General features: G+C 69.3%; 20 protein-coding genes. 4 read left to right on the top strand and 16 right to left on the bottom strand.

Going from position 1 to position 24,663, the window contains the following annotated elements; genetic code table 11:
- Positions 1-21: 21 nt before the first annotated feature.
- From DBV35_RS27520 to DBV35_RS27465, 12 genes are all read right to left on the bottom strand, one after another.
- Complete coding sequence (locus DBV35_RS27520; RefSeq protein ID WP_245944133.1) at positions 22-975, bottom strand: AAA family ATPase; 954 nt, start codon at positions 973-975, stop codon at positions 22-24.
- A 174-nt stretch (positions 976-1,149) separates the two neighbouring features.
- Entirely contained in the window at positions 1,150-1,488 is a 339-nt protein-coding gene (locus tag DBV35_RS27515) for a hypothetical protein (protein ID WP_108663622.1), read from the bottom strand.
- A gap of 105 nt (positions 1,489-1,593) precedes the next feature.
- Positions 1,594-3,168 carry an arylsulfatase gene (locus tag DBV35_RS27510; RefSeq protein WP_170135058.1) on the bottom strand — a complete coding sequence of 525 codons (1,575 nt, stop codon included), beginning with the start codon at positions 3,166-3,168 and terminating at the stop codon, positions 1,594-1,596.
- A gap of 344 nt (positions 3,169-3,512) precedes the next feature.
- Positions 3,513-4,217: a glutathione S-transferase N-terminal domain-containing protein gene (locus DBV35_RS27505; protein WP_108663621.1), complete on the bottom strand. Its 705-nt coding sequence runs from the start codon at positions 4,215-4,217 to the stop codon at positions 3,513-3,515.
- Between the two features lie 96 nt (positions 4,218-4,313).
- A complete protein-coding gene (locus tag DBV35_RS27500) occupies positions 4,314-5,471 on the bottom strand; it encodes a DegT/DnrJ/EryC1/StrS family aminotransferase (protein ID WP_108663620.1) in 1,158 nt (385 codons plus the stop codon).
- 10 nt (positions 5,472-5,481) lie between these two features.
- Entirely contained in the window at positions 5,482-6,375 is an 894-nt protein-coding gene (locus tag DBV35_RS27495) for a Gfo/Idh/MocA family protein (RefSeq protein ID WP_170135057.1), read from the bottom strand.
- A 155-nt stretch (positions 6,376-6,530) separates the two neighbouring features.
- Complete coding sequence (gene paaE, locus DBV35_RS27490) at positions 6,531-7,652, bottom strand: 1,2-phenylacetyl-CoA epoxidase subunit PaaE (RefSeq protein ID WP_245944126.1); 1,122 nt, start codon at positions 7,650-7,652, stop codon at positions 6,531-6,533.
- A complete protein-coding gene (paaD, locus tag DBV35_RS27485) occupies positions 7,643-8,164 on the bottom strand; it encodes a 1,2-phenylacetyl-CoA epoxidase subunit PaaD (protein WP_108663618.1) in 522 nt (173 codons plus the stop codon). Before paaD ends, paaE begins: the two co-directional genes overlap by 10 nt.
- Complete coding sequence (paaC, locus tag DBV35_RS27480) at positions 8,164-8,937, bottom strand: 1,2-phenylacetyl-CoA epoxidase subunit PaaC (RefSeq protein ID WP_108663617.1); 774 nt, start codon at positions 8,935-8,937, stop codon at positions 8,164-8,166. Before paaC ends, paaD begins: the two co-directional genes overlap by 1 nt.
- 6 nt (positions 8,938-8,943) lie before the next feature.
- Positions 8,944-9,228 (bottom strand): 1,2-phenylacetyl-CoA epoxidase subunit PaaB, encoded by a 285-nt coding sequence (gene paaB, locus DBV35_RS27475; protein WP_108663616.1) that lies wholly within the window; start codon positions 9,226-9,228, stop codon positions 8,944-8,946.
- Positions 9,229-9,357: 129 nt separating this feature from the next.
- Positions 9,358-10,356: a 1,2-phenylacetyl-CoA epoxidase subunit PaaA gene (paaA, locus tag DBV35_RS27470; RefSeq protein ID WP_108663615.1), complete on the bottom strand. Its 999-nt coding sequence runs from the start codon at positions 10,354-10,356 to the stop codon at positions 9,358-9,360.
- Positions 10,357-10,433: 77 nt separating this feature from the next.
- Positions 10,434-11,288 (bottom strand): PaaX family transcriptional regulator, encoded by an 855-nt coding sequence (locus DBV35_RS27465; protein WP_170135056.1) that lies wholly within the window; start codon positions 11,286-11,288, stop codon positions 10,434-10,436.
- Positions 11,289-11,400: 112 nt separating this feature from the next.
- On the opposite strand from DBV35_RS27465, the gene DBV35_RS27460 reads away from it, so the two are divergent.
- The 3 genes from DBV35_RS27460 (at position 11,401) to DBV35_RS27450 (ending at position 21,233) form a co-directional block, all read left to right on the top strand.
- The gene (locus DBV35_RS27460) at positions 11,401-12,342 is read left to right on the top strand and encodes a PfkB family carbohydrate kinase (RefSeq protein WP_170135055.1); all 942 of its coding nucleotides are present in this window, start codon (positions 11,401-11,403) and stop codon (positions 12,340-12,342) included.
- A gap of 162 nt (positions 12,343-12,504) precedes the next feature.
- A complete protein-coding gene (locus DBV35_RS27455) occupies positions 12,505-19,848 on the top strand; it encodes a type I polyketide synthase (protein ID WP_108663613.1) in 7,344 nt (2,447 codons plus the stop codon).
- On the top strand, positions 19,845-21,233 hold the full coding sequence (locus DBV35_RS27450) for an aminotransferase class I/II-fold pyridoxal phosphate-dependent enzyme (protein ID WP_108663612.1): 1,389 nt from the start codon (positions 19,845-19,847) through the stop codon (positions 21,231-21,233). Before DBV35_RS27455 ends, DBV35_RS27450 begins: the two co-directional genes overlap by 4 nt.
- Before the next feature lie 114 nt (positions 21,234-21,347).
- Here the strand turns inward: DBV35_RS27450 and DBV35_RS27445 are convergent, their stop codons facing one another.
- From DBV35_RS27445 to DBV35_RS30395, 4 genes are read right to left on the bottom strand one after another with little or no spacing between them, the layout of a single operon-like run.
- The gene (locus DBV35_RS27445) at positions 21,348-22,289 is read right to left on the bottom strand and encodes an SDR family NAD(P)-dependent oxidoreductase (RefSeq protein ID WP_157962014.1); all 942 of its coding nucleotides are present in this window, start codon (positions 22,287-22,289) and stop codon (positions 21,348-21,350) included.
- Between the two features lie 2 nt (positions 22,290-22,291).
- A complete protein-coding gene (gene smpB, locus DBV35_RS27440) occupies positions 22,292-22,771 on the bottom strand; it encodes an SsrA-binding protein SmpB (protein ID WP_108663610.1) in 480 nt (159 codons plus the stop codon).
- Positions 22,772-22,797: 26 nt separating this feature from the next.
- Positions 22,798-23,127: a hypothetical protein gene (locus DBV35_RS27435; protein WP_108663609.1), complete on the bottom strand. Its 330-nt coding sequence runs from the start codon at positions 23,125-23,127 to the stop codon at positions 22,798-22,800.
- A gap of 52 nt (positions 23,128-23,179) precedes the next feature.
- Entirely contained in the window at positions 23,180-23,542 is a 363-nt protein-coding gene (locus DBV35_RS30395; protein WP_157962013.1) for a DUF2842 domain-containing protein, read from the bottom strand.
- Between the two features lie 59 nt (positions 23,543-23,601).
- Between DBV35_RS30395 and DBV35_RS27425 the strand changes: the two genes are divergently transcribed.
- On the top strand, positions 23,602-24,651 hold the full coding sequence (locus tag DBV35_RS27425) for a COX15/CtaA family protein (protein WP_205648909.1): 1,050 nt from the start codon (positions 23,602-23,604) through the stop codon (positions 24,649-24,651).
- Positions 24,652-24,663: the final 12 nt, after the last annotated feature.

Below are 24,663 nucleotides of genomic sequence, written 5' to 3'. Positions count from 1 at the left end.
GGTCCCGCATCGCCGGTCCCCCTATGGCAGCGCCACCTGGCGGATGATCTCGGCGACGACGGCGTCCGCGCTCACCCCTTCGCCCTGCGCCTCGTAGCTGAGGCCGAGCCGGTGGCGCAGCACGTCGGGCGCGATGGCGCGCACGTCCTCGGGGTCGACATAGTCGCGCCCGGCGAGGAAGGCGTGGGTGCGGCCGCACCGGTCGAGCGCCAGCGAGGCGCGCGGGCTCGCCCCCACCTCGATCCAGCGCTTGAGGTCGTCGCCGAAGGCCTCGGGCGCGCGCGTCGCGTTCACGAGGTCGGCCATGTAGCGCTCGATCGCGTCGGCGACGTGCACCGCGCCGATCGCGCGCCGCGCCGCGAAGACCACCTCCTGCGAGAGCGGCGCGATGGCGGCGGCCGGCTTGGCGTCCTCGGCGGGCGGCGCGTTCGCGGCGATCTCCTCCGCGCGCACCATGCGGATCACCGCCACCTCGTCCTCGACGGGCGGGTAGGTGATCATCACGTGCATCAGGAAGCGGTCCATCTGCGCCTCGGGTAGCGGATAGGTGCCTTCCTGCTCGATGGGGTTCTGCGTCGCCATCACCATGAAGAGGGGCGGCATCTTGTGCGTCTTGCCCGCGACGGTGACCTGCCGCTCCTCCATCGCCTCGAGCAGCGCGGCCTGGACCTTCGCCGGCGCGCGGTTGATCTCGTCGGCGAGCACGATGTTGGCGAAGATCGGCCCCTCCTCGAACCGGAACGAACCGCCGCCCTCGGCCTGATAATAGACCTCGGTGCCGGTGACGTCCGAGGGGAGGAGGTCGGGCGTGAACTGGATGCGGCTGAAATCGCATTCGAGATTGCGCGCGAGCGCCTTGATCGCGCGCGTCTTGGCAAGGCCCGGAAGGCCCTCGACGAGGAGGTTGCCGTTGGCGAGGAGGCCGATGATCAGCCGCTCGATCACCTCGCGCTGGCCGACGATCGCCTCGCCCATCCGCGCCCGCAGCGTCTCGATCCCGGCGCGCGCGGCGTCCGTGTCCAAGGTCTCAGTCACCTGCTCATCCATTGGTTCGTGCGGCATGAAGGTCGTCCGCTTTCCCGAGCGGTCATGCCAAGATCCGGGTGTGATCCCCGCCGCCCGTGCGCACGCGGGGAGACGAGCCAGCGTTCAGTCGCAAAACGAGGCCGGCTTGCAGCCAACGAATTTACGCCATCTCTCGAACACAAGTTCGATGTCTCCAATCGATCGGCCTAATATAGACTCAATTTCTCTGGAATTACGATGCGGGTAGCCGATAATATTCAGGGTCGCGTTGTTTATCGCGACAACGACAGCATCCTTTCTAAGGTCGACGTCCGGCATATCGTCGAGGATATCCCTCATCTGCGACGGGTCGACACCCATTATGGTGTGAAATTCTTCCCGGTCGAACACCCGTTCGTCCAATGACGCCCGCATACAGGCTTCAAGGATCGCGATATCGCAGCCGGACAGGAGCTGCGTCATCGTTTTGCCTCCCATCTTGTATCGCAGAAAAGGCGGGCGCCGGGCCGGGGGCGCGGCGTCCGCACGATGTCGGGGCTCCGGCGGGGGCCGCCGGAGCATCGCGCCTTATTGGGCGGGGGCGGACAGCTTCTCCAGAACCTGGTCGAGCGAGAAGCTCGCCGCCTTCTGGCGCGGCGGGTAGTCGGTGAAGGTGTCGAGGAAGTTCCCCACATATTGCTGGGCGGGGACGAGGAAGTAGGCCCGGTCCAGCAGCCAGTCATAATAGGTGTTGGACGTGCGGTAGGACCGCTCGTACGGGTCGCGCCGCAGGTTGAAGATCAGCGGGATGCGCAGCGGGGTGATCGGCTCGATCCAGGCGCGCAGCGTGCCCCACGCCTTCTGCTCCATGAAGACGAGCTTCCAGTCCCGCCAACGCAGCGCCATGATGTCACCGTCGTCGGAGAAGTAGAAGATTTCTTCGCGCGGGCTCGTGTCCGTCTCGCCGGTCAGCATCGGCAGGATGTTGTAGCCGTCGAGGTGGACCCTGTAGTCGCGCCCGAGCTCGGAGATCGTCACGCCGGTGAGAAGGTCTTCCTTGATGTGGTCGTTGCCGGCCGCGGCGAGGAAGGTCGGCAGCCAGTCCATGTGGTGGACGATCTGGTTGTTCACCGCCCCTTCGGCGATGTGGCCCGGCCAGCGGACCATTGCCGGGACGCGCCAGCCGCCTTCCCAGTTGGTGTTCTTCTCGCTCCAGAACGGAGTCATGCCGGCGTCGGGCCACGAGTTCATGTGCGGGCCGTTGTCGGTCGAGTAGAACACGATCGTATTGTCGGCGATGCCGAGCTCGTCGAGCTTGTCGAGGAACTGGCCGATGTGCATGTCGTGCTCGACCATGCCGTCGGCGTATTCGTCCTGGCCCGAGATGCCGCGAAGCTCCGGCTTCACGTGGGTGCGGAAATGCATCCGCGTGCCGCTCCACCAGACGAACCAGGGCACGCCCTCATCGGTCTTGCGCTGGATGAAGTCGAGGGCGGCGGCGACGGTCTCGTCGTCCACCGTCTCCATGCGCTTGCGCGTCAGCGGGCCGGTGTCCTCGATCTCGCCGTCGGCCGAGGACTTGATGACACCGCGCGGGCCGAAGCGCTCACGGAAGGTCCGCCCGTCGGGCATCACGAGGTCGCCCGGATAGTCGAGATTCTCCGGCTCTTCCTCGGCGTTGAGGTGGTAGAGGTTGCCGAGGAATTCGTCGAAGCCGTGATTGGTCGGCAGGTGCTCGTCCCGGTCGCCGAGATGGTTCTTGCCGAATTGGCCGGTGGCGTAGCCCTCGCCTTTCAGAAGACCCGCGATGGTCGGGTCTTCGATGCGCATGCCAAGCTCGGCGCCCGGCAGGCCCACCTTGGAGAGGCCGGTGCGGAAGACCGACTGGCCCATGATGAATGAAGAGCGGCCCGCCGTGCAGGATTGTTCGCCGTAGTAATCGGTGAACATCATCCCCTGCGCGGCGATCTTGTCGATATTGGGCGTGCGGTACCCCATCAGGCCGAAAGTGTAGGCCGAGATGTTGGACTGCCCGATATCGTCACCCCAGATCACGAGGATGTTCGGCTTGTCCGCTGAAGCATCTTGCGCGAGGGCGCTGCCTCCCGCTGTGCCACAGGCGAAAGCCATCGCGAGGATCGCGACGGTGTTCAAGGCACGCATATATTCCTCCGCGTTTATTTAGCGCCGCCCAACATCAAAGTTTTGTTGGGGCGCGAGTGCTGAAGTTACGGGCTCGCAACCCGAATCTTACTTTTTTGTCAGCTAAAAACGAGCAGAAATTTCGTTGTTTCGCGGGGAGTTGGTTCGAAAAAGGCTTTGACACACGCTGGAGACTGGATGCCCGGTTCTTGCGCAGCGTGAATGCTGCACGAAACTTTGGCAATTCGTGCTTTCGGAGCGAGCGCCGACGGCCGGGCGCATAAAAGAACGGGCCGCGGCGAGGAAGCGCCGCGGCCCGTTTGTTCTGTCCGATGCCACCCAGTGTGGGCGGCGCTGTATTGGCCTCAGGCGCGGGCGCGCTGGCCGAAGAGGACCGACTGCGCGGCCTTGTCGGTGGCAAGGTTCGACCGCGCGCGCTCTTCCTTGCCGAGCGCCATGCCGCGCTGCACGGCGGGCCGCGCCGTCACGGCGGCGAGCCAGCGCTTCACGTTGTGGAACTCCTCGAGGTCCATCTTCTGGCGCTCCCACCCGTTCGCCCAGCCGACGCAGGCCATGTCCGCGATGGAATAGTCGCCGCAGATGAACTCGCGGCCCTGGAGGCGCTTGTTGAGCACGCCATAGAGGCGGTGCGTCTCGTCGGTGTAGCGCTTCTTGGCGTAGGGCAGGTCTTCGGGGGCGTAGACGTTGAAGTGGTGGTTCTGGCCGAGCATCGGGCCGAAACCGCCCATCTGCCACATCAACCACTCGTCCACCTCGACCCGCTTGCGCTCGTCGGTTGGGTAGAATTTCCCGGACTTGCGGCCGAGATATTGGAGGATCGCGCCGGACTCGAAGACGGAGATCTCCCGGTGGTCCGGGCCGTCATGATCGATGATCGCCGGCATGCGGTTGTTGGGGGAGATGGCGAGGAACTCTGGCTTGAACTGATCACCCGCGCCGATGTTGACGTAGATGACGTTGTAGGGAACGCCGAGCTCCTCGAGCATGATGGAGACCTTCCAGCCGTTGGGGGTCGGCCAGTAATAAAGGTCGATGGGTTTTTCGCTCATCCGGCAAATGCTCCAGGGTTGTCCCGATCGCTACATGGTTCGGGACACTGTGCCGGACAATGCGTGCTATGTCACCTTTTGGCGATCAGGCCTTGATCAGAGGCTGGCGATCAGCGCGTCGGCGACGAAATCGGCCTCTTCGTCGGTGAGATCCGGGCCCATCGGCAGGCTGAGAACCTCGTTCGACAGCCGCTCCGCGACATCGAGACGCTCGTTGCCGCTGAGGAGGCCCTTGAAGGCCGGGTGGCGGTGGAGCGGCACGCGATAGAAGAGGGCGGTGCCGATATCGCGGCTGGCGAGCGCGGCGCGCACGCGGTCGCGATCGGGGACGCGGATGGTGTAGAGCGCCCAGGCCGAGCGCGTCTCGGCAACGTCCACCGGCGGCAGGCCGCAGACGCCTTCGAGGCGCGAATCGTAGATGGCGGCGATCTCGGCGCGGCGGTTGAGCTCGGCCTTGAAGACGGAGAGCTTCGACAGGAGGATCGCGGCCTGGATCGTGTCGAGGCGACCGGTCATGCCGATGCGCATCGCCTCGTCGCCGTCGCCCTGGCGGCCGTGGGTGCGGATCTGGCGCACCGCGCTCGCGAGGTCGTCGTCGTCGGTGAGGATGCCGCCGCCGTCGCCGAACGCGCCGAGCGGCTTCGTCGGATAGAAGCTGACGCAGGTGATCGGGGCGAGCGCGCCGACCCGGCCGCCCGCGGTGGAGGCGCCGAAGCTCTGCGCGGCGTCCGCGATCAGCGGCAGGCCGTGCTCGTCGGCGGCGGCCTTCAGCGCGACATAGTCGGCGGGGCGGCCGAAGAGGTCGACCGGCATCACCGCGCGCGGGGTGAGGCCGCGGCTCTTGGCGTCCGCGACGGCCGGGCCGATCGCGTCGGCGTCCATGTTGTAGGTGACGATGTCGACGTCGACGAAGACGGGCGTCGCGCCGACCGAGATCACCACCGCGGCGGTCGCCGAGAAGGTGAAGGCGGGGACCAGAACCGCGTCGCCGGGGCCGACGCCCATCGCCATCAGCGCCATGATGAGCGCGTCGCGGCCGGAGGAGACGCCGATCGAGTGCTTGACGCCCGCGAAGGCGGCAAGCTCGGTTTCGAGCTCGGTGACCTCGGGGCCGAGGATGAACTGGCCATGGTCGAGCACGCGGGCGATGCGCCGGTCGATGTCGTGGCGAAGCCTCGTCTGCTGACGCTTCAGGTCGAAGAGCGGGATCGGCTGGGACTCAGTCGCCGGTACCCGTGCGAGAATGGCAGTCATGTGTCGACCTCTAGGCAGTCAGCTGAAGCTTGGAGTTGGCAAGGGCCGCGCGGACGCGGTTGGCGACGACGAGGGCGGAACACGCGGCCCTGCCGTCGACACTGGGGGTCGCCTCGCCAAGCGCCGCGCGCACGAACTCGTCAATCTCGACGGCGAGATTGTCGTGCGCGACGGGCAGTTCTTGAGGCACCGCGAGACCATCGGCCTCGCGGGAGAGGGTGCCCGCGCCAAGGTCGGCCCTCAGAAGGCCGGCGCTGTCGTGGACCGTGAGGGTGCGCTCCGTCTCGGCGGCAAGGCGGCTCGCGGAAATCTCAGCGACGATGCCATTGGCAAAGCGCAGCGTGGCGGCGGCGGCCTCGCCCTCGGCGCCGTCCGGCGCGGTGGCGATCACCTCGCGCACCGGCGCGCCGGCGAGCGTCAGCGCGAGGTCGATGTCGTGGATCATGAGATCGAGGACGACGTCGGCCGTCGGCGGGACGGGGCGGGGCATGTTGTGCCGCCGCGCGATGATCTTCGTGGTCCCGGACGCACGCGCCGCGAGGGCCTGGAACACGGTGGAGAAGCGCTCGATGTGACCGACCTGGACGACCACCCCGGCGCGCTCGGCCGCCATGACGAGGGCGGCGGCGTCGGCGTCGGTGCCCGCGATCGGCTTCTCGATGAAGACGTGCGCGCCCCGCGCGATCAGCCGTTCGGCGACGCTGCGGTGATGCTCGGTCGGGACGGTGACGACGGCGGCGTCGACCTCGAGCGCGTCGAGATCGGTCTCGACCGACGCGCCGTGCGGTGCCGCGACGGCCTCAGCACGCTCGCGGTCGAGATCGACGACCGTGACGCGGCGGACCCGAGGATGCTGACTGAGATGGCGGACATGGTGACGACCGAACGACCCGGTACCGACCACGCCAACATGAATCGTTTGCATGCCAACTGAAGTAACACGCAGAAGGCAACGAAGGAGTTACCAGGAACCAATTGGTGGCCAAAACGCGCTCAATTGCTGTTGCAGCACGTTACAGTCACCCGGATCACACAGTTTTTAGCCGCGATATCACGCCTTTAGGCAGCATCATAGTCCACAGCCACCGTCCCGGTTGTGGGCGTGGACTGGCAGGTGAGGACGAATCCGTCCGCCAGCTCGTCCGGCCTCAGCGAGTAGTTGAGGGCCATGGAGACGGCGCCCTCGGTCACCTTCGCACGGCATGTGCAGCACATCCCGCCCCGGCAACTATAGGGCACGTCGAGCCCGGCTTCGATGGCGGCGTCGAGAATGATCTCGCCCGGCGCGAGGCGAAGCTCGGTCGTCACCCCGTCGAGGGTGAGCGATACACGCGCCTTCTCTGATTCGTCGACCACCGGCGGGATGGGCCCGCGCCTTCGCACAGGTCCGTCCTCGGTGGTGAAGCGTTCCACGAGGATCGCCTCCTGCGGCGCGCCGAGATCCTGGAGCGCGCCGATGCAGCCTTCGAGAAACTCCGTCGGCCCGCACAGGATGAAATGGTCGACCGTTTCCAGCGGCACGATGTGGCGCATGAAGGCCGCGACCTTCTCCCCGTCGATCCGCCCGTTGAGGGCGTGAACGTCCTGCGCCTCGCGCGAGAGGACATTGTGGACCGAGAAGCGGTCGATATAGCGGTCCTTCAGATCCTCGATCGCCTCGCGGAAGATGATCGAGCGCGAGGTCTGGTTGCCGTAGAAGAGGAAGACGCGCGATTGCGGCTCGCGCACCAGCACGGTGCGCATCTGGGAGGAGACCGGCGTGATGCCGGACCCGGCCGCGAAGGCGACGATCGTGCGCGGCCCGGTCGCCTCCGGCAGCACGAAGCGACCCGCCGGGGGCATGACCTCGATGATGTCGCCCGCGCCGAGCTCCTCGTTCGCGAAGGCGGAGAAGAGGCCGCCATCGACGCGCTTCACCGCGATGCGGATCTCGCCCTCGTCGAGCCCGGAGGAGATCGAGTAGGAGCGGCGCACCTCCTCCCCGCCGATCGTGCGGCGCAAAGTCAGGTACTGACCGGGCGCGAAGCGGAAGCGGTCGGCGAGGTCGTCCGGCACGTCGAACGCGATCGAGACCGCGTCCTCCGTCTCGTGCCGCACGTCGCGGATCTTCAGCGGATGGAAGCGCGGCCGGAGCATCGGCTCGGACAGCGTCTCGGTGTCGTCGGTCGGATCTAGTGACATTTGAAATAGTCGAAGGGTTCGCGGCACGCCTCGCAGCGATAGAGCGCCTTGCAGGCGGTTGAGCCGAACTCGGAGATCTTTGTCGTGTGGGTGCTGCCGCAGCGGGGGCAGGCGATGGCGGCGGTGCCGAAGAGGGCGCTGCGCCCGCTGCCGGCGCCCTCTGCCGGCGGGGCGATCCCGTAGGCGGCGAGCTTGCGCCGCCCGTCCGCGCTCATCCAGTCGGTGGTCCAGGCCGGGGAGAGGACGCGCTCGACCTTCACGTCACGAAAGCCGGCATTGCGCAGCGCGATCTCGACCTCGATCGCGATCATGTCCATCGCCGGGCAGCCCGAATAGGTGGGGGTGATGGTCGCGACGATGCGCCCGTCCTCCTCGCGCACGGCGCGCAGGACGCCGAGATCCTCGATGGTGAGGACCGGGACCTCCGGGTCCATCACGGTCGCTGCGGCCGCCCAGGCCCGCGCCTCGTCGGGCGTGCGCGTCGCGGCGGGCGCGGAGGGGACGGCGGCCATCACCACGACGCTCCCGGATAGGCGCGCTGGAGATATTGCAGGTCGGCGAGGATGAAGCCGAGATGCTCGGTGTGCCGCCCGCTGCGCCCGCCGGTCTGCGCGCCCCGCGCGATCGGCATCGCGAGCCCCGCCTCCTCGAAGGCGGCGGCGACGGTCTCGCGCCACAGGGGCTCGATCGCCGCCGGATCGGCCGCGATCCCTTCGCCGACGAGCCCGGTCACGACCGCGTCCGCCTCGAACAATTCGCCCGTATAGGGCCAGAGCGAGGCGATCGCTGCCTCCATGCGCGCGCGGCTCTCGTCCGTGCCGTCGCCGAGGCGGATGAACCAGTCGCCCGAATGGCGCACATGGTAGCGCGCCTCCTTCTCCGACTTCGCCGCGATCGCGGCGAGCGTCTCGTCGGCCGAGCGGGTGAGCGCCTCCCAGAGCGGAAGGGCGAAGGCGGAATAGAAGAGCTGGCGCACGATGGTGTGGGCGAAGTCGCCGTTGGGCCGCTCCACCAGGAGGCAGTTCAGATAGGCCCGCGCATCGCGCCGATAGGCGTAGTCGTCCTCGGTCAGCCCCTCGCCATGGATCTCGCTCGCCCGGTCATAGAGGGAGCGGGCGGCGCCGATATGGTCGAGCGCGATGTTCGCGAGCGCGATGTCCTCCTCCAGCATCGGCGCGTGCCCCGTCCACTCCGACAGGCGATGGCCGAGGATGAGCTGGTCGTCCGCGAGGCGCAGCAAGTAGTTAAGGTGCGGCGAGGGGGAGGAGAGGACGAGCGTCGACATGCGGCCTCACATATTCTCGATGTCGTCCGGGATGTCGTAGAAGCTCGGGTGGCGGTAGACCTTCGAGGCCGTCGGCTCGAACATCTCCTCCTTGTCGGACGGGTCGGACGCGGTGATCACGCTCGACGGGACGACCCAGATCGAGAGCCCTTCGCCGCGCCGGGTGTAGACGTCGCGCGCGGCCTGGAGGGCGAGCGCCGAATCGGCTGCGTGCACCGAGCCGACATGGCGGTGGGCCATGCCGTTGCGGGTGCGGATGAAGACTTCCCAAAGGGGCGTGAGGCTGCTCATCGGGTGTTTCCCAGGGCGCGCGGCGCACCGCGCTGGTCTCTGCCGGTCGGGCGGGGGGCGCGGTCGCGTCTGAGGCTTGCGCGTCCCGGCCGCAATTCGCCGGCGGTTGTTGTTGGTGGAGGCGGGGCCTCAGGCGGCCGCTTTCGCCTCGGCAGCATCGCGGCGGGCGCGCTTTTCGGCGTGCGCCAGCGCCGCCTCGCGCACCCAGGCGCCGCTCTCCTGTGCGGCCTTGCGCGTCGCGACGCGGTCGGCGTTGCAGGGGCCGTCGCCGGCAAGGACGCGGTTGAACTCGTCCCAGTCGATCTCGCCGATCACCCAGTGGCCGCTCTCCTCGTCGAAGCGGAGGTCGGGGTCGGGGATTTCGAGGCCGATCCGGTGCGCCTGCGGCACCGTCGCGTCGATGAATTTCTGGCGCAGCTCGTCGTTCGTGAAGCGCTTGATCTTCCAGGCCATCGACTTCGCGGAGTGGATCGAGGCCGCGTCCGGCGGGCCGAACATCATGATGGAGGGCCACCACCAGCGGTCCAGCGCGTCCTGCGCCATCGCCTTCTGCTCCGGCGTGCCGGCGGCGAGCGTCATGATCTGCTCGTAGCCCTGGCGCTGGTGGAAGCTCTCTTCCTTGCAGATGCGGATCATCGCCCGCGCATAGGGGCCGTACGAGCAGCGGCAGAGCGGGATCTGGTTCATGATCGCCGCGCCATCGACGAGCCAGCCGATCATGCCGATATCGGCCCAGGTCAGCGTCGGATAATTGAAGATCGAGGAATATTTGGCGCGGCCCTCGACGAGCTCGTCCATCATCTCCTCGCGCGATTTGCCGAGCGTCTCGGCCGCGCAATAGAGATAGAGTCCGTGTCCGCCCTCGTCCTGCACCTTGGCGATGAGCGCGGCCTTCCGGCGCAGCGACGGCGCGCGGGTGATCCAGTTGCCCTCCGGCAGCATCCCGATGATTTCGGAATGGGCGTGCTGTGCGATCTGGCGCACCAGCGTCTTGCGGTAGCCCTCGGGCATGAAGTCGTTGGGCTCGATGCGCTCCTCGGCGTCGACCCGGGCCATGAAGCGGGCCTCACGCGGATCGACCGCGCCGTCCTCATTGAGGTCGAGGTTGTTCAAGGCTTGCGTGTACATCGGCCGCCCCTTCGTTTTCTCCCCAACGTAAGATGTGTGACGAGTTGAGCTGCGTCAAGCTGAAAACTGTCACATGTTCAGGCGTCGGCCTCCTCCGGGGCGTCTGCGAAGCGGTGCGCGATGTCGGGCGGGGGGAGGGGGCCCTTGGCGTTCTGGCCGTGCGCGTCGAGCCACAGCTCCGAGGCGGGGCGGACGGTGTGATAGAGGGCGGCGAAGGCGGCGTAGGCCTCGTCCGCCGGCCAGTCGGCGGGAAGCGCGCTCGCGGCAAGGTGCGGATCGCGCAGGGTGATGCGGCGGAAGGCGTGGACGAGCGCGACGCGGATCGCGAGCGCCTCCAGCGGCGCCGCCCCCTCGGCGTGGCGGGCGAGGACGCGGCTTGCCTCGATGAAGGTGTGGTAGCGCGCCGCGATGTCGTCGAGCGCGTAGACGGTCTGGGCGAGGAGCGCGTCGTCGCCGGTGGCCGACAGGTGGATCGCGCCGGGAAAGCGCACGCCCTTTGCGTGGTGCGGGCGCACGAAGAGGCCGGGCGAGAGGCTCTGATAGCCGGCCTCGGCGAGCGCCTTGCGGTCTGGCCGGGCCGGGGGGAGGGCGACCACGAGGTCCCAGCCCGGCGCGGCCTGCGGCGCGTGCGTGCGGTAGATGACCGCCTCGGCCCGGTGGGAGCGCGCCATCGCGTCCGCCGACAGCGCATAGTGACTCGTCCGCCCGACCCGGCGGCGCTTCAGGAATCCGTCGCGCGCGAGGCGGCTCATCGCCGTGCGCGTGGAGCCCGCCTCGACGTCGAGCGCGCCGAGCAGCTCCGTCAGCGTCCCGAGCCACAATTCCCCGCCGCGCGGCATGACACAATCCCCATAGATTGTGACAATTAAGGACCAGGCGCGGACGGGCGTGTGATCAAGTGAGCTGGAGAATCGTGTAAGAACCTCTTGCATTGAAATACAACGTGATATCCGGGCGTTAACGGCAAGGGTAGCCGTCTCAAGTTGGGTGCAGGATCGTACGGTCAGGCTGGGGCGGCCAGGAGGAGCTTCGGAGAAGGGTGGCGTGATTGTAACGTGCGGCGAAGCCCTCGTGGATCTGATGCCGGAGCGGATGGACGGGACCATCCTCTATCGGCCGGTGCTCGGAGGGTCGCTTTACAATGTGGCGCTCGGCATTGCACGTCTCGGCGGACAGGCGGGCTACCTGTGGGAGTTGTCGAATGACAGCCTCGGCCAGGACCTGCTGCGCGCGTTGGCTGTGGAAAACGTCGTCACCGCCGCCGTGCGTCTCACCGACCGCGCGACGCCGGTCGCCGTGGTGGACCTCTCGGGCGAGGAGCCGCGCTACAACATCGCCGATCCGGACCGGGTGATGAACGAGATGGCCCCGCCGGCCGTGCCGAACGGGGCGACCTGCCTGGTGATCGGCTCGGCGGTTCTGTCGCGCGAGCCCGTCGCCCACGCGATCGAGGCGCTCGCGGCGACCGCGCCGCTCGTCGCGATCGATTATAATGTGCGCCCGCCCTCCATCCACGACCTCGCCGGCTACCGCGCGCGCCTCCTGCGCCTCTCGCGCCGTGCGGGCATCGCGAAGGCGAGTCTTGCCGATCTCGAGATCCTCGGGGAAAAAGATCCGGTCGCGTACATGCGCGACCTCGTCGGGTCGGGCGCCGGGCTTGCGGTGCTGACCGCCGGGAAGGATGGCGCGTTCGCGTGGACGGCGGCCGGGGAGAGCCACGTTCCGGCACGCCTCGGGCCGATCGTCGACGCGGTCGGGGCGGGGGATGCGTTCATGTGCGGTCTACTTGCGATGTTGCAGAAGGACGGATCGTTGTCCTACGAGAGGCTACGCCACCTCGATGGTGAGACGCTTAAGGACTTGCTGGCCTACGCCCAGAGTGTCGCCGCGGTTACATGCCGGTCAAAAGGTGCCGTCATGCCGCGGGCGGCCGACATTTCGGCTGGCGATCAAGCCGCGCTCGCGGCAGACGGAGCGGTGGCCTAGTTTGGAGGTGTTCTTGCAGCGCAAAAGGCAATCCCCTATGCGTCTACGGCCTTGCGCTGACCATCCCCTGACCGGGCAGCGCGGGCGACCGGCACCGTGCCACCTGCGGGTGAGCATCAAGCCCCCGTCAAGTCTCGTCGGTCGGACTAGAGGAACGTGCGTATGACCGTGTCCGTCTCGAAGGTCGCGCTTGTTGGCTCGGCCTGCCGTCTACCGTCGGCACATGGTCTCGATGCGTTTTGGGATGTGCTGATCAACGGGCGGTGTACGATCACCGAGCTCGATCAGTCGCGCTTCGGTACCGAGCAGCACCGCCATCCGGACCGCAACCGGCCGGGCCGCGCCGTGACCTTCGCGGCCGGCCAGCTCGAGCGCCCGTTCGCCTTCGATCCGTTCTATTTCGGCATCTCCCCGCGCGAAGCCACCGCGATGGACCCGCAGCAGCGCGTCCTCCTGGAGGTCGCGGTCGAGGCGCTGGAGAATGCCGGCATCCCCGCCGATTCGCTCGCGGGCGAGGAGGTCGGCGTCTATGTCGGCGCGTCCTCGCTCGACTACGGCACCCACGCCCAGATCGACACCGCCGCCATCGAGCCGCAATCGATGACCGGCAACACGCTGTCGATCATCGCGAACCGCCTCTCCTATATCTTCGACCTGCGCGGGCCGAGCTATGTCGTCGACACGGCGTGCTCCTCCTCGCTGATCGCGCTCCACCACGCGATCGAGGACATCCGCTCCGGGCGGATCGACACCGCCATCGTCGGCGGCGTGTCGATGCTCCTCCACCCCGTCCCCTTCATCGGCTTCTCGCGCGCCTCGATGCTGTCGGCGAACGGCCGCTGCCGCGCGTTCGACGCCGGCGCGGACGGCTATGTCCGCTCCGAGGGCGCGGTTGCGCTCGTCCTGCGCGCCGAGAGCGTCGCGCGCGAGAACAAAGACCCGATCCGCGCGCGCTTCCTCGCCTCCGGCATCAACGCCGACGGGCGCACGGCCGGCCTCTCGCTGCCCTCGATGGCGGCGCAGGAGGCGCTGCTGCGCAAGGTCTACGATTCGGCGGAAATCGATCCCAACCGCCTCGCCTTCGTCGAGGCGCACGGCACGGGCACCCGCGTCGGCGACCCGATCGAGACCGAGGCGATCGGCCGTGTTCTCGGCGTGCGCCGCGAGCGTCCGCTCGTGATCGGCTCGGTGAAGACCAATTTCGGCCACCTGGAGCCCGCCTCCGGCCTCGTCGGCGTATTGAAGTCGCAGCTCGCGCTGGAGAAAAACACTCTCCCGGCCTCGCTCTTCTTCGAGACGCCGAACCCCGACATCCGCTTCCAGGAGCTCAACATCGAGGTGGCGGGCCAGCAGCGGCCGCTCTCCGCGAGCGACGCGCTCCGCCTCGCGGGCATCAATTCCTTCGGCTTCGGCGGCGCCAACGCGCACGTCGTGATCGCCGACGGTGAGCCGGCGCCTGCCGCCGCGGCCGCGCCCTCGCGCGCCGCACCGCTCGTCGTCAGCGCCGCCTGCAAGCCGAGCCTCCAGCGCCTCGCGGGCGAAAGCTCCGCCGCGTTCGAGGCGGCGGGCGATGCCGGCCGCTACGCCAACGCCGCCGCCCACCGCCGCCAGCGCCTCGCGCACCGCGCAGTGATCGCCGCCGCCCCCGCCAAGGAGATGGCCGAGGCGCTGCGCGCGATCGAGGCCGGGCGCGACCACCCGCTCGCCATCGTGGGCGAGGCCGCGGTGACGCCGCAAAAGCCCGTCTTCTGCTATTCCGGCAACGGCTCCCAGTGGGCCGGCATGGGCCGCACCGCCTACCAGGGCGACACGGATTTCCGCCTCTCCTTCGACCGGACGGACCGCCTCTTCATGTCGGTGGCGGGCTGGTCGCTCGTCACGATGCTCTTCTCCGAGGATCTCGAGACCGAGATCGAGCGGACCGAGATCGCGCAGCCGCTCCTCTTCGCCCTCCAGGTCGCCATGACCGAGGCGCTCGACAAGCAGGGCCTCTCGCCCGCGCTCGTCGTCGGCCACTCGGTGGGCGAGGTCGCCGCCGCATGGGCGAGCGGCGCGCTCAGCCTCTCCGACGCGGTGCGCGTGATCCACGCCCGCTCGACCCACCAGGAGGTCACGCGCCATCTCGGCGGGATGGCCGCGCTGCTCCTGCCCGCGGCCGAGGCCGAAGCCGCGATCGCGCCCTATCAGGGCCTGGAGCTCGCCGCGATCAATTCGAGCCGCTCGGTCACGATCTCCGGGCCGGGCGAGACGCTCGCCGCCTTCGCGAAGGCCGCGCGCGCCAAGCGCTGGGCCGTGAAGCGCCTCGACCTCGACTATCCGTTCCACTGCGCGCTCGTCGAGCCGATCCGCGACCCGCTGCTCGCCTCGCTGGAGGCGATCCAGCCGCGCGCGACGAAGCTGCCGATGATCTCCACGGTCACTGGCGCGCTCGTCGACGGTGAGGAGCTCGACGGCGAATATTGGTGGCACAATGTCCGCCAGCCGGTGCATTTCGCCGACGCGATCGTCGCCGCCCTCGCCAATCACCGCCTCTTCGTCGAGATCGGGCCCCGCCCGGTGCTGACCGCCTACGTCAACGACGCTGCGCGCGGGTCGGACGTGAAGGCCGTCGTCCTCCCGTCCTTCCGCCAGAACGACACGGGCACCGACCCGGTCGGCACCGTCGTGCGCACGGCGCTCGCGAACGGCGCGCTCGTCGACGACGCGCTGCTCTTCGGCCCGAAATCGGCCTCGCCCGACCTTCTGCCGAACTATGCCTGGCAGCACGACGATTTCCGCATTCCGGAGACGGTGGAGCGCATCCATCTCGACCGGCGGCGCGAGCACGCGCTCCTCGGCGAGCGCCTGCGGTCCGACGATCACGAGTGGCGCATCGCGCTCGACCACAAGCGGCTGCCCTTCCTCGGCGACCACAAGGTCGAGGCGGCCGTGGTCTTCCCGGCCGCCGGCTTTGCCGAGATGCTGCTCGCCGCGGGCCGGCTCCTCCATCCCGGCCACCCGGTCGAGGTGCGCGATCTCGACATCTTCGCCCCCCTCGTCTTCGACGGGGAGTCGGAGCGCGAGGTGCGCACGCGCGAGGTGTCGCCCTCGACCTTCATGATCGAGAGCCGCACGCGCCTCAGCGAGGACGGGTGGACGCCGCACGTGAAGGCGACCGTCGGCCGCGCGCCGTCCGGGCCGATCGGCGCGGAGCCGTTCGCGCGCCCCGAAGGCGCGACCACGGTCCCCGCCGCCCATCTCTACGAGATGACGACGGTCTTCGGGCTTCCCTACGGGCCGGTCTTCCGCCGCGCGAACCTCGTGACGCTGATCGACGAGGAGCGGGCGCACGTGCGCCTCGCCGCCGCCGATCCGGCCACCGCGCGCTACGATTTCGCGCTCGACCCGACCCTCTTCGATTCCTGCTTCCACGCCCTCTTCGCGTTCCTCGCGGACCGGATGCTGGAAAGCGACTCGGCGGTCCTCCCGATCCGTCTCGGCCGCCTCATCCTCGCCGAGGATGCCCGCGCGCCGATCGAGGCGGACATCATCGTGCGCCTGCCGACCGAAGGCATCGTCGAGGCGGATTTCGTGCTGCGCGACGCGGAGGGCGAGCTCGTCGCCTCGGCGACGGCGGTCCGCTTCCAGGCGGTCCCGCTCGGCCGCAACGCCCGCGCCGACACGATCATCGCCGCCCCGCTCCTGAAGCGCATCACCCGCGCGACCGAGCAGGCGACGGTCGAGGCGAAGCTGCCGGCCGCGCTCCTCGCCGATGACGGCGTCGAGCCGTCCGAGACCGCGCTCCTCATCGAGGCCGGCGTCCAGGCCGCCGCTGCAGAGGCGCTGCGCCCGCTCCTCGGCCAGCCCGCGCGCCTTGCCGATCTCGCGGCGGGCGGCCGGCTCGCCGCGAACGCGCTGCCGCTCGTCTCGCGCATCCTTATGGCGCTCGAGGCCTCAGGCAACGCCGAGGAGGCGGACGGCCGCTGGACCGTCCATGGCGACGCGATCGAGGTGTCGGACGTCGTCTCGCTCCTCATCGCCGAGCATCCGGAGCGTCTTGCCGAGGCCGCCGTCCTCGCCGCGATGCCGGGCTGGCTCGCCACCGCCTTCCATGACGGGCTCCCCGCCTCGAGCCGTCCGCTCGCGGACGCGCTGATGGCGCAGCTCGTCAATGACGGCCCGCTCGCGGCCCCGATCTTCGGCGCCCTCGTCGAGGCGACGCGCGCGATGCTCGCGACCAGCAAGGGGTGCGGGGTGCGCCTCTGCGTCCTCGGCGCGGCAAACATCACCTTCCTGCGCCAGCTTTCGGCGCTGATCGATCCGGCGACAACCCGCCTCGTCATCAGCGATCGCAGCGACGCCGTGCTCGAGCGCGCCCGCCTCGTCTGGGAGAAGACGGTCGGCGTCGAGGTCACCGCCTTCGCCGATCTCGGCACCGGCGGCCACCCGTTCGACGCGATCGTCCTGCCGCCGGTCCTCGGCGCGCACGATTTCAGCGCCCTCGCGTCCCTCGTGAAGCCGGGCGGCGCGCTGATCGCGGGCGCCTTCGCCCCGTCCCTCTTCGCCGACGCGGTCGGCGGCCTCCAGGGCGACTGGTGGGCCGGCTCCTCCGACGCGGAGAACCCGGTCGGCCGCCTGATCGGCGCCGACGAATGGCCGTCCGCCCTCAGCGACAACGGCTTCGAGGCGACGAAGATCGCCCCGCTCGCCTCCACCGACACCGACGCGCTGATGATCGCGGCCATGCGCGGGGCGACGAACCCGGTCGAGATCAAGTTCGACCTGCCGTCCCTCCACGCCGTCGGCGAGGCCGCGCGCAAGATGTGCGTCGCGCTGAGCGCAATGGTGCCCGAGCGGCCCGACGTGCACGACCTCTCGGCAGCGCCCGAGGGCCCCGTCCTCGTCGCCATCGACGAGGCCGACCCCGCCCGCCTGTCCGACGATCTCGCCGCCCTCGGCGCCTTCCTGATGGCGCTCGGCGAGGAGGCCCGGTCCGTCACGATGGTGACGTTCGGCGCCCAGGTCGACGGCGCGAACGAGGTGCGGCCGGCCGCTGCCGCGCTCTCCGCCTTCTGCCGCGTCGCCGCCAACGAGTTCCCGCACCTCGACATGCGCATCGTCGACGTCGCGCACAGCTTCGACGCCAGCGAGGCGGCGGTGCGCATCTTCGCCGAGCTCGCCGAGCCGAACGCGGAGCGCGAGATCGTCCTCTCCAGCGACAATCGCGCCGCGATGCGCTACGTCCCGGCCGCGCCGGCGAAGGCCCACGCGGGCGATGCCACGATCCTCGCGATCCCGCGCCGCGGCTCGATCGATCACCTGGAGTGGCAGACCCGCTCCAACCCGGCGCTCGCGCCGGGCGACGTGCGGATGCGCGTCGAGGCGACCGGCCTCAACTTCCGTGACGTCATGTGGACGCTCGGCCTGCTGCCGCATGAGGCGCTGCAGGACGGCTTCGCCGGCCCGACGCTCGGCATGGAATGCGCCGGCGTGATCGAGGCGGTGGGCGAGGGCGTTACGGACTTCGCCCCCGGCGACGCGGTCATCGCCTTCGCGCCGGCCTGCTTCGCCTCCCACGTCACGGTTCATGCCGGGGCGGTGGCGCGCCGGCCCGCGATGCTCGACGCGCCCTCCGCGTCGACGATCCCGGTCGCGTTCCTCACGGCCTATTATGCGCTGATCTCGCTCGGCGGGCTGGAGGAGGGCGAGACCGTCCTCATCCATGGCGGCGCCGGCGGTGTCGGCCTCGCGGCGCTCCAGATCGCCAAGTGGCGTGGCGCGCGCGTCTTCGCGACGGCGGGCACGACCGAGAAGCGGGCGCTCCTGGAGCAGCTCGGCGCGGACGAGGTCTTCGATTCGCGCTCGCTCACCTTCGCCGACGATGCCATGAAGGCGACCGGCGGGGAGGGCGTCGACGTGGTCCTCAACTCGCTCGCGGGCGAGGCGATGGAGCGCTCGATCGCGACGCTGAAGCCGTTCGGCCGCTTCCTGGAGCTCGGCAAGCGCGACTTCTACGCCGACACCAAGCTCGGCCTGCGGCCGTTCCGCCAGAATCTCAGCTATTTCGGCATCGACGCCGACCAGCTGATGAAGCACCGGCCGAAGCTCGCCAAGCGCCTCCTGACCGAGATCATCGGCCTCTTCGAGACCGGCGACTTCACCCCGCTGCCCTATCGCCGCTTCACGCCGGAGGGCGTGCGCGACGCGTTCCGCCTGATGCAGCACGCCGGGCATATCGGCAAGATCATCGTGACGGCGCCCGAGCCCGCGTCCGCGCCGGCGGCGGTGCCCGCCCCGGCGATCGAGGCGGAGAAGGCCTATCTCCTCGTCGGCGGCACCTCCGGCTTCGCCTTCGCGACGGCCGAGTGGCTGATCGGGGAGGGCGCGCGCCATCTCGTCCTCGCGAGCCGCTCCGGCGTCAAGGACGAGGCGGTCGCCGAGGCGATCGAGGCGCACCGCGCGAACGGTGTCGAGATCGAGATCGCCCCGCTCGACGTGACGGATCCCGAGGCGGTGCGCGCCCTCGTCCAGTCCATCACCGGGACGCGCCCGCTCGGCGGCGTCTTCCACATGGCGATGGTGCTCGACGACGCGCTGATCTCCTCGCTCGACGCCGACCGCTACCGCACGGTGCTGAACCCGAAGATCGCGGGCGTCATCGCCCTCGAGGCGGCGACGGCCAACGTCCCGCTCGACCTCTTCGTGGTCTATTCCTCGATCACGGTGCAGCTCGGCAATCCGGGCCAGGCGAACTATGTCGCCGCGAACGCCTATCTCGAGGCCGTGGCGCGCCGCCGCCGGGCCGAGGGCAAGCCCGCGCTCGCCATCGCCTGGGGCGCGATCGCCGATCGTGGCGTTCTCGCCCGCGACATGCGCACGAACGAGCTCCTCCAGCGCAAGCTCGGCCGCCACGCGATCACCGCGGCGGAAGGCCTCGCCAAGCTGAAGGCGCTGATCGAGGCCGGCGCGATGACCTCCGGTCCCGCGATGCGCATGATCGGCAAGGTCGACTGGATGGCCGCGCGCAAGGACCTCTTGCTCGCCGCGACGCCGACCTTCGAGGATCTCGCCGACGAGGCGTCCGACAATGGCGACGAGGCGGGGACGATCGATCTCGCCAAGCGCCTCAAGGGCCTCACCGATTCGGAAGCAATGGCCGAGGTTACGAAGCTCCTCTCCGGCGAGATCTCGCGCATCCTGAAGCTCCCGGCCGCGGAGGTGGACGTCCACAAGCCGCTCACCGCGCTCGGCATGGACTCGCTGATGGGCGTCGAATTGCGCATGGCAGCCGAGCAGCGCCTCGGCATCGACATCCCCTTGATGTCGCTCGCGGCCGGTGCGACGCTCAGCGACCTCGCCCGCAAGGTGGTCCAGCGTGGCCGCGGCGGCGAGGAGGCCGAGCCCGACGAGGTCGCGGAGGCCCTGATGTCGCGCCATGTCGGCGCCGACGCGCAGGGCATCGACCAGCTCGGCGAGCTGCAATCCGCCGTCCGTGAGAAGACCGCGGGCATGAGGACCATCATATGAAGAAGCGTGGCATCGGCGCGCTGAAGGATGTCGCCAAGGACCAGCTCCTGGCGGCGGCAAGAGCATCGCGCAAGGCCGGGCTGGAACGCCGCTTCGACCGCATCGTCCCGCAGGAGGCCGAGCGCCGCACGCATACGACGGCGTTCGACTTCTCGACGCTCGACGAGGTGCGCGAGCTGAAGATCCAGCGCGTCGCCGCCGACCTTCTGAAGATCGAGAACCCGTTCTTCCGGCCGCACGAGACGCGCGCCGCCGCCCACACGATCATCGGCGGGCGGGAGATGATCAACTTCTCCTCCTACGACTATTGCGGCCTCAACGGCGATCCGCGCGTCAACGCCGCCGCGCGCGAGGCGATGGACCATTTCGGCACGTCCGTCTCGGCGAGCCGCGTCGTCTCCGGCGAGCGCCCCTTCCACCGCGAGCTCGAGCAGGAGATCGCGAAATTTCTCGGCGTCGACGATGCCGTGGTGATGGTCTCCGGCCACGCCACCAACGTCACCACGATCGGCCAGCTCCTCGGCCCGAAGGACCTCGTCCTCACCGACGCCTTCATCCACAATTCGATCGTCGAGGGCGTGCGGCTCGCGGGCGCGACGCGCCTCACCTTCCGCCACAACGATCTCGACCATCTGGAAGAGCTGCTGACGGCCAACCGCCACAGCTTCAACCGCGTCCTCATCGCGGTCGAAGGGCTCTACTCGATGGACGGCGACGCGCCGCCGCTCGGCCGCCTCGTCCGCCTCAAGAACCGCCACGACGCCTGGCTCCTCGTCGACGAGGCGCATGCGCTCGGCGTGCTCGGCCAGACCGGGCGCGGGCTCGCGGAGCGTGACGGGGTCGACCCGAACGCGGTCGAGATCTGGATGGGGACGCTGTCGAAGACGCTCTGCTCGTGCGGCGGCTTCATCGCGGGCTCCTCGGCGCTCGTGGAATATCTGAAGGCGACGGCGCCGGGTTTCGTCTTCTCCGTCGGCATGGCGCCGGCGACGGCGGCCGCCGCGCTCGCCTCGCTGCGCGTGCTTGAGGCGGAGCCGGAGCGTGTCGCGAAGCTCGTCGAGAACGGCAAGCACTTCCTTGCCGCGGCCAAGGCCGCCGGCCTCGACACCGGCACCAGCGAGGGCCTCGCGGTGACGCCGGTGATCATCGGGGACAGCATCCTCGCCGCCGTCGTCTCGCACCGCCTCGCCGAGCGCGGCGTCAACGTGCAGCCGATCATCTACCCGGCGGTGCCGGAGAAGGCGGCGCGCCTGCGCTTCTTCATCAACTCCACGCACTCCCCCGAGGACATCGACACCGCCGTCGCGATCACGGCCGAGTGCCTGCAGCGCACGCTGAGCGACGGCGAGGGCCTGAAGCAGCTCGCCGACAGCCTCAGCCGCTGACGAAGCGGCGGGCCGCCACCGGCGGTTCAATCAAAACGAAACAAGCCGCGCTCGGATGGGCGCGGCTTGTTTCGTTTGGGCGTCCGGCGCGGACCTGCGGGTGGCGCGGCCGCTTCAGGCTTCGTCCGGGCGCGGCTTGTCGAGGCGCGGCGTGAAGGGAGGCTCGACGCGCGGGTCGGGCTCGATATCGGCGTGGAAGGTCGGGACCAGCGCGTCGATCAGGAAGCCGGGGCCGAGGGGGGCGAGATAGGCCATCAGCGCGAACGGGAGGGGGAAGATCGTCGTGCGCCGCCCGGCCTCGACCGCCTTCACGATCGTGCGCGCGGCCTTCTCGGCGCTCACCTCGAACGGCTTCGCGCCGTGGTGTCGGGCCGACATCGGGCTCGTCACGAAGCCGGGGCAGACGACGCTCATCGAGATGCCGTTGCGCTTCAGGCGCGGCCGCACCCCATGCGCGTAGGCGATGAGGCCAGCCTTCGTGGCGCTGTAGACGGCAAGGTCCGGCGTCGGCAGGAGCCCCGCGACCGAGGCGATGATGCCGACATGGCGCATCGGGCTCGGCGCGCGCGACTGGGCGCGCATCCGCTCCACCACTGCGCGCACGCTGGTGATCGTGCCGAAAAGGTTCGTGCGCACGAGGCGCTCGGTGTCGGCCGCGCTCTCCAGTTCGCGCGGCGAGCGGGGGCCTGCGGAGAGGCCGGCATTGGCGTAGAAGGCCGACAGCGTGAAGCGCTCGGCGGCGGCCTCGACCCAGTGGTCGAACGCGGCGGTCGTGATGTCGAGACGGCTCGTCACCGGCCGCCCGCCGCGCGCCTCCACCGCCGCCGCCGCGCGCTGGAGCCCGTCCGGGTCGCGCCCGACGAGGGCGACATGAAGCCCCGGCCGCGCGATCCGCTCGGCAAGGGCGAGGCCGATGCCGCCCGTCGCGCCGGTCAGGATCACGAGCGGCGGCTTCCCCGCCACATCCTCGAAGGTCGGGAAGGGGAAGGGCTCGGGCGGGCTCGGCGCGGCGCCGCCCACCGGCGCCTCGCCCGGAGCGGCGGGGTCGGCGCTCACGCTCAACCCCGCTCGCGCAGGAGGCGGGCCTTGTCGCGCTGCCAGTCGCGCTTCTTCTCGGTCTCGCGCTTGTCGTGGGTCTTCTTGCCCCGCGCGAGGCCGATCAGCACCTTGGCGATGCCGCGCGCGTTGAAATAGATCCGCAGCGGGACGAGCGTCAGCCCCTCCTGCGAGACCGCGGCGGTCAGCTTGTTCAGTTCACGCCGGTGCATCAGCAGCTTGCGCGGCCGCTTCGTCTCGTGATTGAAGCGCCCCGCCTCCAGATATTCCGGCACATAGGCGTTGTAGAGCCACAGCTCGTCGCCCGACGCGCCGGCATAGGACTCGGCGATGTTCGACCGCCCCTGGCGGAGCGACTTCACCTCGGTCCCGTGGAGCTGGATGCCCGCCTCGAACGTGTCGAGGATCTCGTAGTTGAACCGGGCCCTCCGGTTCTCGGCGACCGTGCGGGAATTCGGGTCAGGATTGTTCGGCTTGGCCATTGTTCTTCTCGCGCGTCGTCGTCGTCTCAGTACGCGCAGATCGTGAAGCCGGTGCTGTCGGATTCCCAGCAGGCGCGATCGGCGGCGGACCTGAAAAACGGGCCGGGGAGGGGAATGTTGCGCTCGCCATAATTGGCAAAGCCCTCAGCGACCCCGCGACCGGCCATCAGGATGGTGTAGCTCGGGCGCATCGGCGCGGAAATGGTGAAGCTCCCGTCACCGCCGAATGGCTCGAACCGACATGCATATGTGCCGTCATCGCTGTTGAAGCAACGGGCGTCCGCCGCGGCGGCCCCGTCTGTCCAAGCGAGCGCGAGGGCGGCGGGGAGGAGGACGGCGCGGAGGCGGACTGTCATCGGGCGGCTCCCTTCTGTGCGCCGGGAAGGATAGCGCGCGCGGCCGTGCGGGTCAGGACGGGCGCTGCATCCAGGCGATCAGCGCGCCGACCGGGACGATCCACAACAGGCCCGCGACCGCGAAATAGGCAAGCTGCGCGATGCCGCTCGTTCCCGGCAGCAGGATCGCGGCGAGCAGCATCGCCAGGAAGCAGTAGACGATCAGAAAGACCAGCGTGAGGCCTGTGCCGATCAGTTTCTTGACGCGGACGTGCATTCTTCTCCACACCGCCGTGGCGCGCGCCGCGGCGGGTCCATGTTCGATCACGCCTCGCGCGACACCATGCCCGCCGCATCGGTCGCGGCCGGCTTTGGCAAGGCAGTAGCCTTCCTTTAGAGCAATGTCAGCCTGGTCGTACACAGCCAGGCGCGGCACGACGCGATCTCGGGGCCGGCTGGTGCCGCCGCGCGATGCCGCGGATCGGGAGACAACACATGCAGAACAACATGCCGGTCGTCTGGTGGCTGCGCGTCGTCGCGCTGTTCGTCCTCGCGACGCTCGTCCTCGGCGGCGCGACGCGGATCACCGACTCCGGCCTCTCCATCACGGAATGGGCGCCGATCCTCGGCGTGATCCCGCCGATGACGGACGCGGCCTGGGAGCGCGCGCTCGAGATGTACCGGCAGATCCCGGAGTACCAGCTCATCAATCGCGGCATGTCGATGGGCGAGTTCCAGTTCATCTACTGGTGGGAATGGTCGCACCGCTTCGTCGCCCGCTCGATCGGCCTCGTCTTCGCGGTGCCGCTGGTGTTCTTCTGGGTGCGCGGGCGCCTGCCGGACTGGTTCAAGCCCTGGGGGATCACGCTCCTCGCGCTCGGCGGCCTGCAGGGGGCGGTCGGCTGGTGGATGGTGGCCTCCGGCCTCGTTGACCGCGTCGATGTCAGCCAGTACCGCCTCGCGACCCACCTGACGCTCGCCTGCATCATCCTCATGGTGACGGTGTGGCTCTCCGTGCGCCTCGCAGGGCGTGCGGGCTCCGTCGCGGCACCGGGTGCGGTGCGGCTCGGCGCTGTGCTGATCCCGTTTGCGATCCTCTTCCAGATCGCGCTCGGCGCGCTCGTCGCCGGGCTCGATGCCGGGCACGCCTCCGACACCTGGCCGCTGATGCAGGGGCTCCTCGTTCCGGAGGGGATGTGGACGCTGGAGCCGGGGTGGATCAACGCGTTCGAGAACCACCTCACGGTGCAGTTCAACCACCGCGTCTTCGCCTATCTCGTGACGATCCTCGTCGTCTGGCACGCGGTGCTGGCGGTGCGCTCGGGACGCGGGGCGGGCCTTGCGGTGACGCTCCTCGCCCTCGTCTTCGCGCAGGTCGCCGTCGGGATCGGGGTCATCGTGTGGCGCGTGCCGCCGCACCTTGCCGCCTTCCACCAGTTCGTGGCGGCGGTGCTCCTGTGGGTCTCGGTGGTGCACGCGACGCACCTTGCGCGCCCGCGCGGAGCGGCGGCGGAGACGAGCGGCCTCTCCGCCGCGGCGGTCTGAGGGAAGGGGCGG

The organism is Acuticoccus kandeliae (genome assembly GCF_003073115.1).
The sequence above is the reverse complement of the archived record's forward strand: the minus strand, read 5'-3'. Positions and strand labels throughout refer to the sequence as shown.

What these genes read in the sequence shown, in the direction of transcription:
- paaD (WP_108663618.1), bottom strand. Translation starts at nt 8,164, where the DNA reads ATGGCCGCCGTCCCCTCCGCGCCCGCCGCGACGCGCACGCCCGACGAG.
- DBV35_RS27435 (WP_108663609.1), bottom strand. Translation starts at nt 23,127, where the DNA reads ATGACAGTCCGCCTCCGCGCCGTCCTCCTCCCCGCCGCCCTCGCGCTC.
- DBV35_RS27515 (WP_108663622.1), bottom strand. Translation starts at nt 1,488, where the DNA reads ATGACGCAGCTCCTGTCCGGCTGCGATATCGCGATCCTTGAAGCCTGT.
- paaB (WP_108663616.1), bottom strand. Translation starts at nt 9,228, where the DNA reads ATGAGCAGCCTCACGCCCCTTTGGGAAGTCTTCATCCGCACCCGCAAC.
- DBV35_RS27505 (WP_108663621.1), bottom strand. Translation starts at nt 4,217, where the DNA reads ATGAGCGAAAAACCCATCGACCTTTATTACTGGCCGACCCCCAACGGC.
- DBV35_RS27455 (WP_108663613.1), top strand. Translation starts at nt 12,505, where the DNA reads ATGACCGTGTCCGTCTCGAAGGTCGCGCTTGTTGGCTCGGCCTGCCGT.
- DBV35_RS27450 (WP_108663612.1), top strand. Translation starts at nt 19,845, where the DNA reads ATGAAGAAGCGTGGCATCGGCGCGCTGAAGGATGTCGCCAAGGACCAG.
- DBV35_RS27520 (WP_245944133.1), bottom strand. Translation starts at nt 975, where the DNA reads ATGGGCGAGGCGATCGTCGGCCAGCGCGAGGTGATCGAGCGGCTGATC.
- DBV35_RS27500 (WP_108663620.1), bottom strand. Translation starts at nt 5,471, where the DNA reads ATGACTGCCATTCTCGCACGGGTACCGGCGACTGAGTCCCAGCCGATC.
- DBV35_RS27510 (WP_170135058.1), bottom strand. Translation starts at nt 3,168, where the DNA reads ATGCGTGCCTTGAACACCGTCGCGATCCTCGCGATGGCTTTCGCCTGT.
- paaA (WP_108663615.1), bottom strand. Translation starts at nt 10,356, where the DNA reads ATGTACACGCAAGCCTTGAACAACCTCGACCTCAATGAGGACGGCGCG.
- DBV35_RS27425 (WP_205648909.1), top strand. Translation starts at nt 23,602, where the DNA reads ATGCAGAACAACATGCCGGTCGTCTGGTGGCTGCGCGTCGTCGCGCTG.
- paaC (WP_108663617.1), bottom strand. Translation starts at nt 8,937, where the DNA reads ATGTCGACGCTCGTCCTCTCCTCCCCCTCGCCGCACCTTAACTACTTG.
- smpB (WP_108663610.1), bottom strand. Translation starts at nt 22,771, where the DNA reads ATGGCCAAGCCGAACAATCCTGACCCGAATTCCCGCACGGTCGCCGAG.
- paaE (WP_245944126.1), bottom strand. Translation starts at nt 7,652, where the DNA reads ATGTCACTAGATCCGACCGACGACACCGAGACGCTGTCCGAGCCGATG.
- DBV35_RS27465 (WP_170135056.1), bottom strand. Translation starts at nt 11,288, where the DNA reads ATGCAAGAGGTTCTTACACGATTCTCCAGCTCACTTGATCACACGCCC.